A 15,541-nucleotide genomic window follows, 5' to 3' on the forward strand; every position below is an offset into this window, starting at 1 on the left:
ATGGCATTTGACAGTTTGACAGAAAAACTTCAGAACATATTCAAGAATTTGAAAAGCAAGGGACGTCTTACGGAAGAAGATGTAAAAGAGGCGTTAAAAGAGATTAAGCGTGCTCTGCTTGCAGCGGACGTTAACTTCAAGGTTGTAAAAGACTTCATTAAGAATGTTCAGGAAAGAGCAATCGGTCAAGACGTCATGAACGGATTGAATCCCGGACAGATGGTGATCAAGATTGTGAATGAAGAACTGGTCAAACTGATGGGATCAGAGACGACCGAGATTCAGCTGCAGCCGGGGAAAGCCATGACAGTCATTATGATGGCAGGTCTTCAGGGTGCTGGTAAGACAACCACCACTGCGAAATTAGCAGGTAAATATAAGTTAAAAGGTAAGAATCCTCTGCTTGTGGCTTGTGATGTGTACAGGCCGGCAGCAATCAAGCAGTTACAGGTGAATGGTGAGAAACAGGGCGTAGAAGTATTTGCCATGGGTGAGAACCATAAGCCGGCGAATATTGCAAAGGCTGCAATCGAACATGCACAGAAGAATGGAAATAATATCGTAATCTTGGATACAGCCGGACGTCTTCATATTGATGAGGATATGATGGCAGAACTTCAGGAGATTAAAGAGATGGTAACCGTGCATCAGACAATTCTGGTAATTGATGCCATGACAGGTCAGGATGCGGTGAATGTAGCCAAGGACTTCAATGAGAAGATTGGCGTTGATGGTGTGATAGTTACGAAACTTGACGGTGATACAAGAGGCGGTGCGGCATTGTCCGTAAAAGCCGTGACCGGAAAGCCGATACTATATGTAGGTATGGGAGAGAAGTTATCCGATCTGGAGCAGTTCTATCCGGATAGAATGGCATCCCGTATCCTTGGAATGGGTGATGTGCTGACATTGATCGAGAAGGCAGAAGCCGAGATCGATGAAGAGAAGGCAAGGCAGATGACTCAGAAACTTAAGAAGAACCAGTTCGATTTTGATGATTACTTAGAGAGTATCAAGCAGATGAGGAACATGGGCGGTCTTGGCAGTGTTATGAGCATGATGCCGGGGCTTGGCGGCATGGGTAAGATGAAAGGTCTGGATGATGAACAGACATCCCAGGCAGAGAAGAATCTGGCAAGAATAGAAGCCATGATCTACTCTATGACGCCAGAAGAGAGAAGTAACCCAGATATCCTGAATCCATCAAGAAAGCATCGAATTGCCAAAGGTTCCGGTGTAGACATCAGTGAAGTCAACCGAATGGTGAAACAGTTTGGCGAGATGAAGAAGATGATGAAGATGATGGGAAAAGGCGGCAGAAAAGGTAAGTTCCGTTTGCCGTTCTAAGAGTTGGTATATCGCGCAAAGCGCGTTATATAGATAATGTATACAATTTTATGGAGGTGAAATGCAATGGCAGTAAAAATCAGATTAAGAAGAATGGGACAGAAAAAGGCTCCTTTCTATAGAATCATCGTAGCTGATTCAAAATCCCCAAGAGATGGAAGATTCATCGATGAGATCGGAACATATGATCCGAATTGCGATCCAAGCGCAATCACAGTTGATGAGGAAGCAGCTAAGAAATGGTTAGGTAATGGTGCACAGCCTACAGAAGCAGTAAGCAAGATCTTTAAAGCAGCAGGCATTGAAAAATAATCTTTGGCCTGGAGGTGCATTATGAAAGAATTAGTTGAGGTTATTACGAAGGCATTGGTTGACGATCCGGACAGTGTTGTGGTAACTGAGAGAGAAGATAAGAAGACAATGGTTCTGGAAGTACGTGTGGCAGATTCCGATATGGGAAAAGTCATTGGAAAACAGGGACGTATTGCCAAAGCAATCCGCTCAGTTGTAAAAGCAGCTGCTGCAAAAGAAGATAAAAAAGTGATCGTTGATATTATGGATTAGTAATTATTATGAGTTCACTTGGATGGGAGGTATCCCGTTCATTTGGGGACAGGCGCGGATTGCCGTAGTCTGTCCCCATTCATATCTTAAGGAGAATTATATGGAAGAATTATTACAGGTAGGGGTTATTACCCAGACACACGGAATCCGTGGGGAAGTAAAAGTGTTTCCAACAACAGATGACGCCGCACGCTTTGAGGATTTGAAGCAGGTAGTTTTAGATACAGGGAAAGAGACGATACCTTTGGAGATAGAGCGCGTGAAGTTCTTCAAGCAGTTTGTAATACTGAAGTTCAAAGGATATGATAATATAAATGATATAGAGAGATATAAGCGCTGTCCACTTCTGGTCACAAGGGAGAATGCGGTTCCACTTGAGGAGGATGAATACTTTATTGCCGATATGATCGGGATGAAGGTCTTAACGGATGAGGGAGAAGATTTTGGCGTCCTTAAGGATGTGATGGAGACTGGGGCGAATGACGTGTATGTGATTGAGCATCCGCAGGCGGGAGAGGTGTTGGTTCCGGCGATTAAGGAGTGTATCCTGGATGTGGATATTCCGGGAAGGCTTATGAAGATTCATGTGATGGACGGGCTTCTGTAGGATGTTCCTGATCCAAAGAGTATAGATAATAAAGATAATAGTAGGAGCAAAGGATATGCAGTTTTACATTATGACATTATTTCCGGAGATGGTTATGCAGGGTCTGGATACAAGTATTATTGGACGGGCAATGAGCAAGGGATTGCTCTCCATTGAGGCGATTAATATCAGGGATTATGCATTTAACAAGCATAATAGTGTGGATGACTATCCATATGGCGGCGGAGCTGGGATGCTGATGCAGGCGGAGCCGGTGTATCAGACTTATAAAGCAGTAGAAGAGAAGATCGCTGCCAGAAGACGGAGTGATTGTTGTAACGAGAATGTGCAGGAGGATAGCCGGAAGAACGATTGTGAGGATGCAGTGCGGTCTGCCAGAAAAACGAGAGTCATCTATCTTTCGCCACAGGGGAAGACATTCAATCAGGGAATGGCGGAGGAATTCGCCAAGGAAGAAGAATTGGTGTTCCTATGCGGACATTATGAAGGAATCGATGAGCGTGTTTTAGAGGAGATCGTAACAGACTATGTATCTATCGGAGATTATGTCCTGACGGGCGGCGAACTTCCTGCTATGATCATGATAGACGCTATCTCCAGGCTGGTTCCTGGGGTGCTTCATAATGATGTATCTGCAGAGTTCGAAAGTTTTCAGGACAATCTGCTGGAATATCCTCAGTATTCCCGTCCGGAAGTGTGGCATGAGAAACGGGTGCCGGAGGTCCTGATGTCTGGTCATCATGCGAATATTGAGAAATGGAGAAGAGAGCAGTCGGTGATTCGGACTGCAAAGATGAGACCGGATCTATTGGAAAAAGCGGAGTTGACGAAAGCAGAGAAAGAATTAGCCGATAAGATCATAGAAGAATTGGAGTAATCTGCTGGAATTTATATAGAAAATCCTTGCAAATCCTTAGTAAATATGATAAACTATAGCATGTTGTGAAGAGAAGAGATGGTCCTCTGGTACAGAAGCGTATTAAGAACATCCAGTTAAATAAGGAGGTCACACATAATGAACGATATCATTAAGAACATTGAAGCAGCACAGTTGAAAGAAACTGTATCTGAGTTCCACGTTGGAGATACCGTAAGAGTATATGGTAAGATCAAAGAAGGAAACCGTGAAAGAGTACAGGTATTCGAAGGAACAGTCCTTAAGAAACAGGGCGGCGGAGCAAGAGCAACATTCACAGTTAGAAAGTCTTCTAACGGAATCGGTGTTGAGAAGACATGGCCGCTGCACTCACCAAACGTTGAGAAGGTTGAAGTAGTAAGAAGAGGTAAAGTAAGAAGAGCAAAACTTTACTACTTGAGAGATCGCGTTGGTAAGAAAGCTAAGGTAAAAGAATTAGTAAAATAAGAGACAAAGAGAAAAGGACAAGTACATATTGTATGTTGTCCTTTTTCTGTTATTAAGCATCCGAAGGGGAAGATATGAAGCGTAGACGTAAGAAAATAAAACTTGGGCGGGCGAAAAAGTCGATCATAAAGCAGCCAAAGAAGAAGATTCGTATCAACCTTGCACATCTGGCTGTCATCGGGAAGTGGATATTCAAGATTGCCGTGACCTGCCTGCTGGCATTCGTGGGCGTATGGTATTTTGGGCAGCAGGTCAGCACGGTGGGAGATTCTATGAATCCAGTCCTGAGCAATGGAGATGTGGTACTGGTGAACCGAATCGTATACAATGCTACGACTCCGAAACGGGGAGATATTATTGTATTTAAGCCAAAAGGGAATGAGAATGCCCATTATTATATTAAGCGGATCGTTGGACTTCCGGGAGAGTCGGTTGAGATCATAGAGAACCGGATCTATATTGACGGAGAGAAACTGGATGAAGACTATGCGACAACTGATATTGATGATGTGGGCATCGTAACTGAGAAGATACAACTTGCCGGGGATGAGTATTTTGTACTGGGGGATAACCGTAAGAGCAGTGAAGACAGCCGTAATGCGGATGTGGGCAATGTGAAGCGGGAATATATCTATGGAAAAGCGTGGCTGATCCTATCCCCGAAGAAAGATTTTGGATTTGTAAAGTAAGCAGATAAGGAGAAGTAATATGCATTTTCAATGGTATCCGGGTCATATGACGAAGGCAAAACGTATGATGCAGGAGAATATGAAGTTAATTGATCTTGTCATCGAACTGGTCGATGCAAGGGTGCCAATCAGCAGCCGGAATCCGGATATAGATGAATTGGGAAAGAACAAGGCGAGACTGATTCTTTTGAATAAGGCAGACCTTGCGGAGGATAGATGGAATGATGCATGGGCAGAATATTTCCGTGCCAAAGGATTCTCAGTAGTAAAAGTGAATTCCAAAAAAGGCGGTGGAATGAAGTCGATCCATAGTGTGATTCAGGAAGCGTGTAAAGAGAAGATAGAAAGAGACAGAAAAAGAGGAATCCTGAACCGCCCGGTTCGTGCAATGGTAGTAGGGATTCCGAACGTTGGAAAATCTACGTTCATTAATTCTCTTGCAGGAAAAGCATGTGCCAAGACGGGGAATAAGCCAGGCGTTACAAAAGGCAAGCAGTGGATCCGTCTGAATAAGCAGGTGGAACTCTTAGATACGCCGGGAATCCTCTGGCCAAAGTTCGAAGACCAGAGTGTAGGGCTTCGGCTGGCATTCATCGGTTCTATTAAAGATGAGATTTTGAACACAGAGGAACTGGCGGCAGAACTGATTCAGTTTTTGAATGAATATTATCCGGGCGTGCTGGAAGGAAAGTACCAGGTAGAGCCAGCGGCAGACGCCTATGTAATGCTTGGGCAGATCGCAGAGAGCAGGCATTGTCTGCTCAAAGGGAATGAATTGGATACAGAGAAAGCCGCAATCCTTTTGCTGGATGATTTCCGTAATGGAAGACTGGGAAGACTGACACTGGAATATCCGCAGTAAGTGTGCTAGAATCTAATAGGGGACACAGAAAGGGGATTGCAGAAGATGGCAAGAAACAGGAAAAATGACGAGGAAGAAAGAGGCATCCTTTACTCATTGGGAGGATGGCTTCTATACATATTGATTATTATAGTGCTGACATGGCTGATTATCACGTTCGTAGGACAGAGAACGAGGGTCAGCGGCTCTTCTATGGAGATGACATTAAGTGATGGAGATAATCTGATCGTAGATAAACTGACATATCATTTTAAAGAACCGAAGAGATATGACATTATTGTATTCCCTTATAAATATGAGGAGAATACCTATTATATCAAGCGTATTATCGGTATGCCTGGGGAGACTGTTCAGGTTGTAGGCGGTTATGTGTATATAAATGGTGAATTATTGTCCAGCGATATTTATGGTGCGGAGGTAATGGAATCTCCCGGAATTGCAGAGACACCGATCGCATTGGGAGCAGATGAGTACTTTGTATTAGGCGATAACCGGAATCACAGTTCGGACAGCCGTGATGGAAGTGTAGGTGTCCTGAAAAGAGATGATCTGATTGGAAGAGCGTGGGTACGGATCTATCCATTTGATGAAATGGGAGTGATCAAGCATGAATAAGCGGGAAGAAGAGAGACTTCGAAAGCAGAAGGAAAAACTGGAAAAAGAGATGGCACGTATTGAGGCTATGTGCGTTTATGAAAAAGAATATGATATGTGCCAGTATATATGTGGAATTGATGAAGTAGGCAGGGGACCGCTTGCGGGGCCGGTTGTGGCAGGAGCGGTTATCCTGCCTAAAGACAATCCGATTCTTTATCTTAACGATTCTAAGAAATTGTCGGAGAAGAAAAGGGAAGCATTATATGATGAGATCATGGAGAAGGCAATTGCTACGGGGATTGGTATGGTAAGTCCGGCGCGTATTGATGAGATCAATATCCTGCAGGCAACTTATGAGGCGATGCGCCAGGCGATTGCGAATCTGAAGGTGCGTCCGGATATACTTTTGAATGATGCGGTTACGATACCGGAAGTTGATATCCCGCAGGTGCCGATCATCAAAGGGGATGCCAAGAGCGTGTCTATTGCTGCGGCCAGTATTATTGCGAAGGTGACCAGGGACCGCATGATGGCAGAGTATGATCAGGTGATTCCGGGGTATGACTTTGCAAGCAATAAGGGCTATGGGACGAAGGCGCATATTGCGGGATTGAAGGAATTAGGACCTTCTCCGATTCATAGAAGGACATTTATCCGGAATTTTATATAAAATAGTAAAAGCATAGAAATATAGGATTGTATAGATAATGAGTAGATGCGGATATAGTAAGAACAGGCGGGAAATAGGTACGCAGTACGAAAGAAAAGCAGGAGAGCATCTGAAGGAAAAGGGATATGAGATCCTGGAATATAATTACCGCTGCAAAGTGGGTGAGATAGATATGATTGCCAGAGATGGCGGGTGTCTGGTCTTCTGCGAAGTAAAATACCGCTCCGGATCGGAGAGTGGACATCCGGCAGAGGCGGTGGATTATAAGAAGCAGCGTGTGATTTCTAAGTGTGCGCTGTATTATCTGACGACTCATGGACTTACGGATGCAGAATGCCGTTTTGATGTGGTGAGCATAGAAGGGGAGCAGATTACTGTATATCAGAATGCGTTTGATTATATTGGCGGATAGCATAACTCATCTTCCGGCAGAAAGCGAATACGGCTGCATACCATGGAGGATAAAGGAGAATCAGAATGAATCTGGGATTAAAATATAAGAATAATGAGCATATATTTGATGAGAAAGAAGTGAATGGGGTGCCATATCTTTCTTATCCCATGCTTGAGAATACAGGTGTAGTAAAACATGGGTTTTCAACAAGGCTTGGAGGCGTCAGTACAGGATATTGTGCCACAATGAATATCAGTACGACCAGAGGAGATGATCCGAAGGCAGTAGAAGAGAACCGGCGGAGGATTGCATCTGCAATAGGAGTGGAAGTGGCTGATCTGACTTATACCCATCAGACACATACGACCAATGTTGCGGTGGTAGAAGAAAAGGATAGGGGAAGCCGTTTTATGGAGACGGATGGAATGGTGACCAATGTACCGGGAATCTGTCTTGTGACATTCTATGCAGATTGTGTCCCACTATTTTTGGTTGATCCGATTCATAAAGCAATCGGACTTAGCCATTCCGGATGGAGAGGCACCGTGAATAAGATGGGGAAGATTACGGTAGAAACAATGCAGAGACAGTATGGCACTGATCCGGGGCAGATCATTGCTGCGATAGGACCTTCTATCTGTCAGGATTGCTATGAAGTCAGTGAAGATGTGATTCAGGAATTCAAAGCAAAATTTGCAGAATCACTGTGGCCGGAATTATTCTATAAGAAGGAGAATGGCAAATACCAGCTGGATCTCTGGAAAGCGAATCAGGCAGTGCTTATGGAGGCGGGAATCCAAAAGGAGAATATTGCGGTTACCAATCTTTGTACCCATTGTAATCCAGAGATTCTGTTCTCGCACAGAAGTACAGGGACCAAAAGAGGGAACCTTAGTGCATTCCTTGCTTTGAAATAACAGGAGGATGAGTATGACAGCAGAGACAACGAATGAAGTAGTAGAAGTTACACAGGATACGGTCGAAGAGATGAATCGTTTTGCACAATATCTTCAGGACAGTATTCCTTCACTGATTGCATTTGGGATTAAAGTTCTGATTGCATTGGTTGTGTTTTTTATAGGAAGATTGGTCATTCAGTGGATTCGAAAGATTGTGCGCCGGTCTTTAGAACGTTCTAAAGCGGATAAGGGAGTGGAACAGTTCGTAGATTCTTTCTTAAGGGCGGGATTGTATTGCCTGCTGATTTTCAGTATTGCGGCGAAGTTAGGAATAGATACGACTTCGGTAGCAGCGCTTCTGGCTTCCGGTGGTGTGGCAATTGGTCTTGCGCTGCAGGGGAGTCTGTCTAATTTTGCAGGCGGTGTATTGATTCTGCTTCTGAAGCCTTTCGAGGTAGGAGACTACATTATCGAGGATACGAATAAGAATGAAGGAACAGTTAAAGAGATTCAGATTTTCTATACGAAGTTGAGTACGATTGACAATAAGACGATCGTCATACCGAATGGTATGTTGACGAACAGCAGTCTGACGAATGCTACGGCTAAGGCAGAGAGAAGGCTGGATCTGAGAGTGTCGATCGCATATGAGGTAGATCTAAGGAAAGCAAAAGCACTGGTTGAGGAGATTCTGCGAAGAGATGCATGTGTTAAGAAAGATGATGAGATCAATGTGTTTGTAGATGAACTGGCAGACAGCGCAGTTATCCTTGGAGCAAGAGCGTGGGTGAGCAATGAGGAATTCTGGCCTACCAGATGGAGACTTCTGGAGACGATCAAACTGACGTTTGACGAAGAGGGTATTGCGATACCATATCCGCAGATGACGGTGCATCATGTCGAAAATGTTTGACAAATGCCATATATTCAAGTAAGATAATAGTAAGCGAAGAGGCCCGAAGTAATTCGAGGTCTCTTTTGTTGTATAGGAAACTTCGTTCCCTATACAACAAACCCCTCCGGGAGGATGCGCACTATGCGCAAGTGGAAAATGGTTGCTAACGCAACCGCGCTTCGGCGCGAGAATGTGCGAAGCACATTCGTTTCAATATGCTGGGTATTTTTTGTGATTCCTGGTGATATAAATATGATAGGACGAGGATGTCTTTCTCATGATCAGCAGTATTATGGGACGGACATCTTTTTGTTTCCGGGAAGGTGATGAATATGGAACAGTTAGTAAATCATGTAGACGGCATTAACCGATTGCTGGCAAGATATGGAGTGAAATTCGGAATCTATAAGAATCAGACATTCCATGAACAGTTATTTCCGTTTGATGCAATACCAAGAGTGATATCAAAAGATGATTTTGCTCTGTTGGAGAGGGGATTGATTCAGAGAGTGGATGCGCTGAATCTGTTCCTTAAGGACGTGTATGGTGAGAAGAAGATTATCAAAGACGGAGTGATCCCTGAAGAGTTTGTATTCTCTTCATCGGGATATCTGGCGGAATGTGAGGGCGCCTGTCCTCCGAAGGATATCTACAGCCATATCTCAGGAATCGATCTGGTACAGGGAAAAGATGGAAACTGGTATATCCTGGAGGATAATCTTCGGATACCTTCCGGGGCATCCTATCCTTTGATTGCAAGAGAACTGGAACGGCGTGTGGCACCGGATACCTTTCGGAAGAATCCGATCATAGATAACCGGAATTATGCCAAGATGCTGACAGACACGATGGAATATGTTAATACAGGAGGCATCCGGGTGATCATGACACCTGGAAGATACAATGCAGCGTATTTCGAGCATTCTTATCTGGCGGAGAGGACGGGAAGCGTGCTGGCGATGTGCAGCGATCTATTCGTAGAGAAGAATCATCTGTACTATAGAGATTACCGCGGTGGAAAACAAAAGGTGGGAGTAATTTACAGAAGAATATCAGATGAATATCTTGACCCGATGACATTTAATCCGGAATCGCTGATTGGTGTGCCGAATATTATGGATGTCTACCGTTCCGGCAATGTTGCAATTGTCAATGCGCCGGGCAATGGTATTGCTGATGATAAGGGAATCTATTATTTTGTGCCAAAGATGATACGGTATTATCTGGATCAGGAGCCGGTGCTTAGGAATGCGCCTACTTATCTGCCATATTATGAAGAGGACCGGAAATACGTGCTTGAGAATATTCATAAGTTGGTCATCAAGGATGTTGCGGAAGCAGGCGGTTATGGAGTCATATTCGGCAATGAATTATCGAAGGAGAAACTGGAAGATATGAAAGAACTGGTTACACGCGAATCTAGAAGATTCATCGCGCAGGAAGTCATAGATTTTCAGGATCTGTATATTGTAGAAGGCGATGAAAAGGTTGCCAGAAAAGCGGACCTTAGAGCGTTCGTATTATCCGGAGAGACAACGAAAGTATGGCCAAGTGGTCTTACAAGATTCTCAAGGAATCCGGATTCATTTGTAGTCAATTCATCACAGGGAGGAGGATTTAAAGACACATGGGTGCTATCTCAATAGAAAAATTAGATCATTTATACTGGCTTGGCAGGTATACGGAGCGGGTATATACAACGTTAAGGAAATTCTACCGTATCTTTGATGATATGATCGAAGCGCCGGAGGGGAGTTATACATATTACTGTAAGAGACTGAATATTCCGGATATCTATACATCAAACAGTCAGTTTGCGGAGGAGTATCTGTATGGGAAGGATAATCCGGATTCCCTGTATTCGAACATGAGCAGAGCATTTGACAATGCAATCGTCCTTAGAGATGAGTTAAGCAGTAATGTGCTTAGTTATATGCAGATGGCACTGGATGTATTTGAATCTGATAATCATGCTTCTCCGCTTCTGGAACTCCAGTCTGTGATTGATTATCTGTTGGCATTCTGGGGTTGTGTGGATGATTATGTAGAAGATGAAGACTGCCGGAATATTATGAAATGCGGGAAATATATAGAAAGGCTGGACTTATATATACGTTTGGAGTATCATACTAAAGATATCGAGAAGGAATTCAGAAAATTGCTGAATCGTCTGCATAAGACGCAGATGTACTATGATGCTGCCAAACTTGAGAAACTGAAGGACATGATTGATGCAAAGATTCATTGTCCTGAACAGGCAGAAGGCAAGGATGCAGAACTTCTTGATTATCTAGGAAATATTATTGAGGTGAGATAACATGAAGTCATTACAGTTCACATACAGGATGGAACTTAAATTCGACCAGCCTGTATGTGACCATTATTTTGCGCTGCGCTGCGTGCCGGCGTCGAATGATGTACAGGATATACAGATTACGAGCAGATATGTAAGCCCTGCAGACAGTCTGGATGAGGTGATCGATGGATTCGGGAATCATAAGTATGTAGGACATTATATGGCGAATCATATGAAGTTCTCATATGAAGTAGAGGGGATTGCCAGGGTGAAGGGGATGCAGGTACAGCCGGAATCTCTGCACCCGATGTATAAGTATCCGACCAGGTATACAGAACCCACGGAGGAACTGATAGAATATGGAGAATCCCTGACCCTTACGGCGGGGGACAATCTTGGAAATGCAATCCAGATCATGGATGCGCTATACCGGGATTTCAAGTATGTTTCCGGCAGTACGGATATCCATACCACAGCCGGAGAGGCATGGAAGAAGCGTATGGGCGTCTGTCAGGATTATGCGCATATTATGATCACACTGTGCCGGATGAAAGGGATTCCGGCAAGATATGTGAATGGACTTATGATCGGTGAAGGCTATACCCATGCCTGGGTAGAGATCTATACAGGGGAAGGCTGGTATGGTCTTGACCCGACGAATCATCTGCATGTAGACGATTATTATATCAAATTAGCCCATGGAAGAGATTATGGGGACTGTGTACTGGATAAAGGTCTGTTCCTGGGACAGGCAAGACAGACACAGACAATCTATGCGAATGTGGAGGAAATATAGATGGTAGAGACAGTTGTGTCTATGGGACTTCCAGTGGACGAGCATCTGGTAATCAGGAAGAACCGCCTGATGCCCGAAGAACTGGGAAAGGAACTTAAGAGAATTGGAATTGTAACAGGGACGCACGGAGATGAATTAGAAGGGCAGTTTGTATGTTATGAGTTAAACCGAAGAATACAGGAGCATCCGGAATATTTACAAGGAATCGTGGATATCTATCCGGCTTTCAATCCCCTGGGAATTGACTCAATTACCCGGGGAATTCCTATGTTCGACTTGGATATGAACCGGATCTTCCCGGGAAGCGAAGACGGCCCTATGATGGAGACGATTGTGCGCCAGCTTATGGATGATCTGGCAGGGGCAGATATGTGCGTGGATATTCATGCAAGCAATATCTATCTTGAGGAGATGCCGCAGGTGCGGATTAACGAAGAGACGGCCGAGAGGCTTGTGCCTTATGCTAAGATGATCAATGTTGATTTCGTATGGGTTCATGCATCGGCAACGGTGCTGGAATCAACGCTGGCGTATAGTCTGAATATGATCGGTGTTCCGACTCTGGTAGTAGAGATGGGAGTAGGAATGCGGATTACAGAGAGTTATGGATGTCAATTGGTAGAAGGCATCCTGAACCTGATGAAAGAAATGGGAATCTGGGCGGGACCAGTCGGGGAAGTCAGAACGCCAATCGTATCTTCTGACCGGGAGATTGGTTTCGTGAATGCTGACCATCCAGGTATCTATCTTCCGAAAGCACGGATATTTGATGATGTAGATGAAGGAGATATTATCGGAAGGATTGTGGATCCTATGACGGGAAACATTATGGAGGAAGTAAAAGCGCCGATTGCCGGAAAAGTATTTACAAGAAGAGAGTATCCAATTGTATACAGTGGTTCACTGCTGAATAGAATTCTGGGAGGTGTGCAGGAGCAATGAAGAAAGAAGTAATATATAGACTGGACTCTCCTTATAGGGAGAGCCTGGATATTACGGGCTACCGCTTCGGGAGCGGGAAAAAGTCTGCGTGTATCGTAGGTTCTATCAGGGGAAATGAGGTGCAGCAGTTATATGTATGTTCTCAGTTAATTAAGAAGTTAAAAGAACTGGAGCAGCACGGTGCAATCGTATCTGACAATGAGATTATGGTGATTCCTTCTGTGAACCATCATTCCATGAATATCGGGAAGCGATTCTGGGCGGTGGATAATACCGATGTGAACCGGATGTTCCCCGGTTATGATAAGGGAGAGACGACACAGCGGATTGCGGCAGGCGTGTTCGATTGTGTGAAAAACTATAATTATGGCATTCAGTTTGCAAGTTTCTATCTGCCGGGAGATTTCGTGCCTCATGTGCGTATGATGGAGACCGGGTATCAGAATACCAGTCTTGCGAACCTGTTCGGATTACCCTATGTGGTAGTCAGAAAGCCAAGACCGATCGATACAACGACGTTGAACTATAACTGGCAGGTGTGGGAGACCAATGCATTCTCTGTGTACACCAGTGAGACGGATGTAGTGGATGAAGTATCTGCAAGACAGGCGGTATCGGCGGTGCTTCGGTTCCTTACGCGGATGGGGATCTTGCGGTATAACAGCCACAGCGGCTATATCGCAAGTATTATTGATGAAGAAGAATTGACAATTGTAAAGACGGATGCGGCAGGAATCTTCCGCAGATTAAAATGCCCGGGCGAAGAAGTGCATATGGGGGAAGTGCTGGGAGAGATTCTTGATCCGTATGAAGGAGAGGTAATCCGTCAGGTGGTATCGCCTACGGATGGAATCATCTTCTTTTCGCATAAGAAGCCGCTGGTAACGGAGAGTGAGATTGTATTCAAGATTATACGCAGGCTGCATGAATGATGGACATATAAAAAGCGCAAACCCGAACAGGTTTGCGCTGATTTTATATCAAGCTGGAAATCGGACTTGAACCGACGACCCCTTCATTACGAGTGAAGTGCTCTACCGACTGAGCTATTCCAGCATATGACAGCGTCTATCTCGCAGTCACAAATATTATTATAGCGAATTTCCGAATATTTGCAAGAACTTTTTTATATTTAACGAAAGTTTTATCAAAGTTTGATAGCCGATGCTTAGGTTTTAAGATATAATAAGAAGACAGTATGTATTGACTGGAGGCGAAGAAAGATTAAAAAGGAAGTTAAAAAGGAAGCAATGCAGGAGATTCAGAAGATTGCCGAGGATATGGAGAAGGCAAGATACGACCTGCAATTCAAATATATCGTAGGGATATTAGAGGCAAAGATTAAGATCATTAACGAGCAGTTATCGGAGAAATCTGGCAGAGAGGTGATTCGAACTGTGCTCAGTCGTATGAAGGAGCCGGAGAGTATTCACGCAAAACTGGAGCGCAAGGGTTATGACCGGGATTTTGCAACGGCGCAGGAGAAACTGAATGATTTGATGGGAGTTAGAATTATCTGTCTGTTCTTAGATGATGTCTATAAAGTAGCCAACATGCTGAAAAAACAGAGCGATATCAAAGTTATTAAGATGAAGGATTATATTGAGAGATCCAAGAAGAACGGTTATATGAGCCTGCATCTGATCGTTGAGGTTCCAATCGGCATCAGTGAACAGCCGGAGGTTAAGAGAGTTGAGATTCAGATTCGGACGGTTGCGATGGATTTTTGGTCTGTATTGGATTATCAGTTGATCTATAAGAAGGATGTATCTGGCGCAGAAGAAGTGAGTAAGGAACTGAAGGGATATTCCGAGGAGATTGCCGCATTAGACCGTAAGATGCTGAAACTCAGGAATAAGATTGAGAAGATGTAAGAAAAGAGAAAAAAGAGATAACAGGAGGGGGATTATGAAATCTTTTTTTATTTCCAGTACATTTAAAGATATGCAGGCAGAACGGGATGTTCTGCATCAGGAGGTGTTCCCGGCACTTAGGAGACGTCTGAAAGAATACGGAGAGGATGTTCAGGAACTGGACCTACGCTGGGGCGTAGATACCAGCCGTATGTCCGAGGAAGACAGCGGAAAACATGTCATAGAAAGCTGCATTGATGCGATTGACCGCTGTAAGCCATATATGGTGGTTCTCGTTGGCGAGCGTTATGGATGGATTCCGGACAGAGCGCTGATCGAACAGAGCCACGATGCAAGACTTGAGATGTGGTGCCAGGAAGAGATTAGTATTACACAGATGGAGATTCTGTATGGAGCCATGAAAGAGGAAAACCTGAAGCAGTGTATATTCTGTTTTCGTGATTCTTCTTTTAATGCTACTGTTCCGGAAGAATACCGGGCATTGTATGAGGTGGAAAGCGAGAAGCACAGAACGAAACTTGAAGCATTAAAAGAGAAGATACTTGCGAATCCTAAAGCACATATTATGGAATATCATCCGGTATGGGATGATGAAGCCGGACAGGCGGGGAATCTGAAGGAATTCAGGGATGGATTGGAGAATGCTCTCTGGGAGATGCTGAAGAGTCAGTTTGGAGAGCAGAAGCAGACAATGGAGGAGCGTATCTTACAGGATGCGGTGCTTACATCTTCCATGTATCTTTGAT

The 15,541-nt window shown here is 44.2% G+C and carries 20 protein-coding genes and 1 tRNA gene; 20 read left to right on the top strand and 1 reads right to left on the bottom strand.

The features are described 5' to 3' along the window. The 18 genes from ffh to ACQRBN_RS07280 all read left to right on the top strand — a co-directional run bounded on the left by ffh (window position 1) and on the right by ACQRBN_RS07280 (window position 13,853). Window positions 1–1,347 carry a signal recognition particle protein gene (gene ffh / locus ACQRBN_RS07195; protein ID WP_427738313.1) on the top strand — a complete coding sequence of 449 codons (1,347 nt, stop codon included), beginning with the start codon at window positions 1–3 and terminating at the stop codon, window positions 1,345–1,347. A 66-nt stretch (window positions 1,348–1,413) separates the two neighbouring features. After that, window positions 1,414–1,659, top strand: coding sequence for a 30S ribosomal protein S16 (gene rpsP / locus ACQRBN_RS07200; protein WP_427738314.1), 246 nt, complete (start codon window positions 1,414–1,416; stop codon window positions 1,657–1,659). 21 nt (window positions 1,660–1,680) lie between these two features. Beyond that, window positions 1,681–1,911, top strand: coding sequence for a KH domain-containing protein (locus ACQRBN_RS07205; RefSeq protein ID WP_427738315.1), 231 nt, complete (start codon window positions 1,681–1,683; stop codon window positions 1,909–1,911). Window positions 1,912–2,011: 100 nt separating this feature from the next. Further along, entirely contained in the window at window positions 2,012–2,518 is a 507-nt protein-coding gene (gene rimM / locus ACQRBN_RS07210; protein ID WP_427738316.1) for a ribosome maturation factor RimM, read from the top strand. 55 nt (window positions 2,519–2,573) lie between these two features. After that, window positions 2,574–3,395 carry a tRNA (guanosine(37)-N1)-methyltransferase TrmD gene (gene trmD / locus ACQRBN_RS07215; RefSeq protein WP_427738317.1) on the top strand — a complete coding sequence of 274 codons (822 nt, stop codon included), beginning with the start codon at window positions 2,574–2,576 and terminating at the stop codon, window positions 3,393–3,395. A 138-nt stretch (window positions 3,396–3,533) separates the two neighbouring features. Continuing rightward, window positions 3,534–3,881 (top strand): 50S ribosomal protein L19, encoded by a 348-nt coding sequence (gene rplS / locus ACQRBN_RS07220; RefSeq protein WP_427738318.1) that lies wholly within the window; start codon window positions 3,534–3,536, stop codon window positions 3,879–3,881. 74 nt (window positions 3,882–3,955) lie between these two features. Continuing rightward, the gene (gene lepB / locus ACQRBN_RS07225) at window positions 3,956–4,570 is read left to right on the top strand and encodes a signal peptidase I (RefSeq protein WP_427738319.1); all 615 of its coding nucleotides are present in this window, start codon (window positions 3,956–3,958) and stop codon (window positions 4,568–4,570) included. A gap of 19 nt (window positions 4,571–4,589) precedes the next feature. Then, window positions 4,590–5,432 carry a ribosome biogenesis GTPase YlqF gene (gene ylqF / locus ACQRBN_RS07230; protein ID WP_427738320.1) on the top strand — a complete coding sequence of 281 codons (843 nt, stop codon included), beginning with the start codon at window positions 4,590–4,592 and terminating at the stop codon, window positions 5,430–5,432. Window positions 5,433–5,477: 45 nt separating this feature from the next. Then, a complete protein-coding gene (gene lepB / locus ACQRBN_RS07235) occupies window positions 5,478–6,047 on the top strand; it encodes a signal peptidase I (protein ID WP_427738321.1) in 570 nt (189 codons plus the stop codon). After that, complete coding sequence (locus ACQRBN_RS07240; protein ID WP_427738322.1) at window positions 6,040–6,699, top strand: ribonuclease HII; 660 nt, start codon at window positions 6,040–6,042, stop codon at window positions 6,697–6,699. Before lepB (ACQRBN_RS07235) ends, ACQRBN_RS07240 begins: the two co-directional genes overlap by 8 nt. Window positions 6,700–6,736: 37 nt before the next feature. After that, a complete protein-coding gene (locus ACQRBN_RS07245) occupies window positions 6,737–7,111 on the top strand; it encodes a YraN family protein (RefSeq protein WP_427738323.1) in 375 nt (124 codons plus the stop codon). Window positions 7,112–7,176: 65 nt separating this feature from the next. Next, window positions 7,177–8,010 (top strand): peptidoglycan editing factor PgeF, encoded by an 834-nt coding sequence (pgeF, locus tag ACQRBN_RS07250; protein ID WP_427738324.1) that lies wholly within the window; start codon window positions 7,177–7,179, stop codon window positions 8,008–8,010. A 13-nt stretch (window positions 8,011–8,023) separates the two neighbouring features. After that, window positions 8,024–8,905 (top strand): mechanosensitive ion channel family protein, encoded by an 882-nt coding sequence (locus ACQRBN_RS07255; protein ID WP_427738325.1) that lies wholly within the window; start codon window positions 8,024–8,026, stop codon window positions 8,903–8,905. Between the two features lie 314 nt (window positions 8,906–9,219). Further along, a complete protein-coding gene (locus ACQRBN_RS07260) occupies window positions 9,220–10,533 on the top strand; it encodes a circularly permuted type 2 ATP-grasp protein (RefSeq protein ID WP_427738326.1) in 1,314 nt (437 codons plus the stop codon). Then, on the top strand, window positions 10,515–11,204 hold the full coding sequence (locus ACQRBN_RS07265) for an alpha-E domain-containing protein (protein WP_427738327.1): 690 nt from the start codon (window positions 10,515–10,517) through the stop codon (window positions 11,202–11,204). Before ACQRBN_RS07260 ends, ACQRBN_RS07265 begins: the two co-directional genes overlap by 19 nt. Window position 11,205: 1 nt before the next feature. Continuing rightward, a complete protein-coding gene (locus ACQRBN_RS07270) occupies window positions 11,206–11,979 on the top strand; it encodes a transglutaminase domain-containing protein (protein ID WP_427738328.1) in 774 nt (257 codons plus the stop codon). Further along, window positions 11,980–12,921 (top strand): M14 family metallopeptidase, encoded by a 942-nt coding sequence (locus ACQRBN_RS07275; protein WP_427738329.1) that lies wholly within the window; start codon window positions 11,980–11,982, stop codon window positions 12,919–12,921. Next, window positions 12,918–13,853, top strand: coding sequence for a M14 family metallopeptidase (locus ACQRBN_RS07280; protein ID WP_427738330.1), 936 nt, complete (start codon window positions 12,918–12,920; stop codon window positions 13,851–13,853). Before ACQRBN_RS07275 ends, ACQRBN_RS07280 begins: the two co-directional genes overlap by 4 nt. 51 nt (window positions 13,854–13,904) lie before the next feature. Here ACQRBN_RS07280 and ACQRBN_RS07285 read toward each other — a convergent pair. Continuing rightward, window positions 13,905–13,977: transfer RNA gene (locus tag ACQRBN_RS07285), tRNA-Thr, on the bottom strand. 194 nt (window positions 13,978–14,171) lie between these two features. On the opposite strand from ACQRBN_RS07285, the gene ACQRBN_RS07290 reads away from it, so the two are divergent. Beyond that, window positions 14,172–14,795 (top strand): GTP pyrophosphokinase, encoded by a 624-nt coding sequence (locus tag ACQRBN_RS07290; protein WP_427738331.1) that lies wholly within the window; start codon window positions 14,172–14,174, stop codon window positions 14,793–14,795. Between the two features lie 34 nt (window positions 14,796–14,829). Next, entirely contained in the window at window positions 14,830–15,540 is a 711-nt protein-coding gene (locus tag ACQRBN_RS07295; RefSeq protein ID WP_427738332.1) for a DUF4062 domain-containing protein, read from the top strand. The last annotated feature ends 1 nt before the right edge of the window (window position 15,541 follow it).

It is taken from the genome of Bariatricus sp. SGI.154 (assembly GCF_050313795.1).
In the GTDB taxonomy this organism is placed as follows: Bacteria; Bacillota; Clostridia; order Lachnospirales; family Lachnospiraceae; genus CAMBRQ01.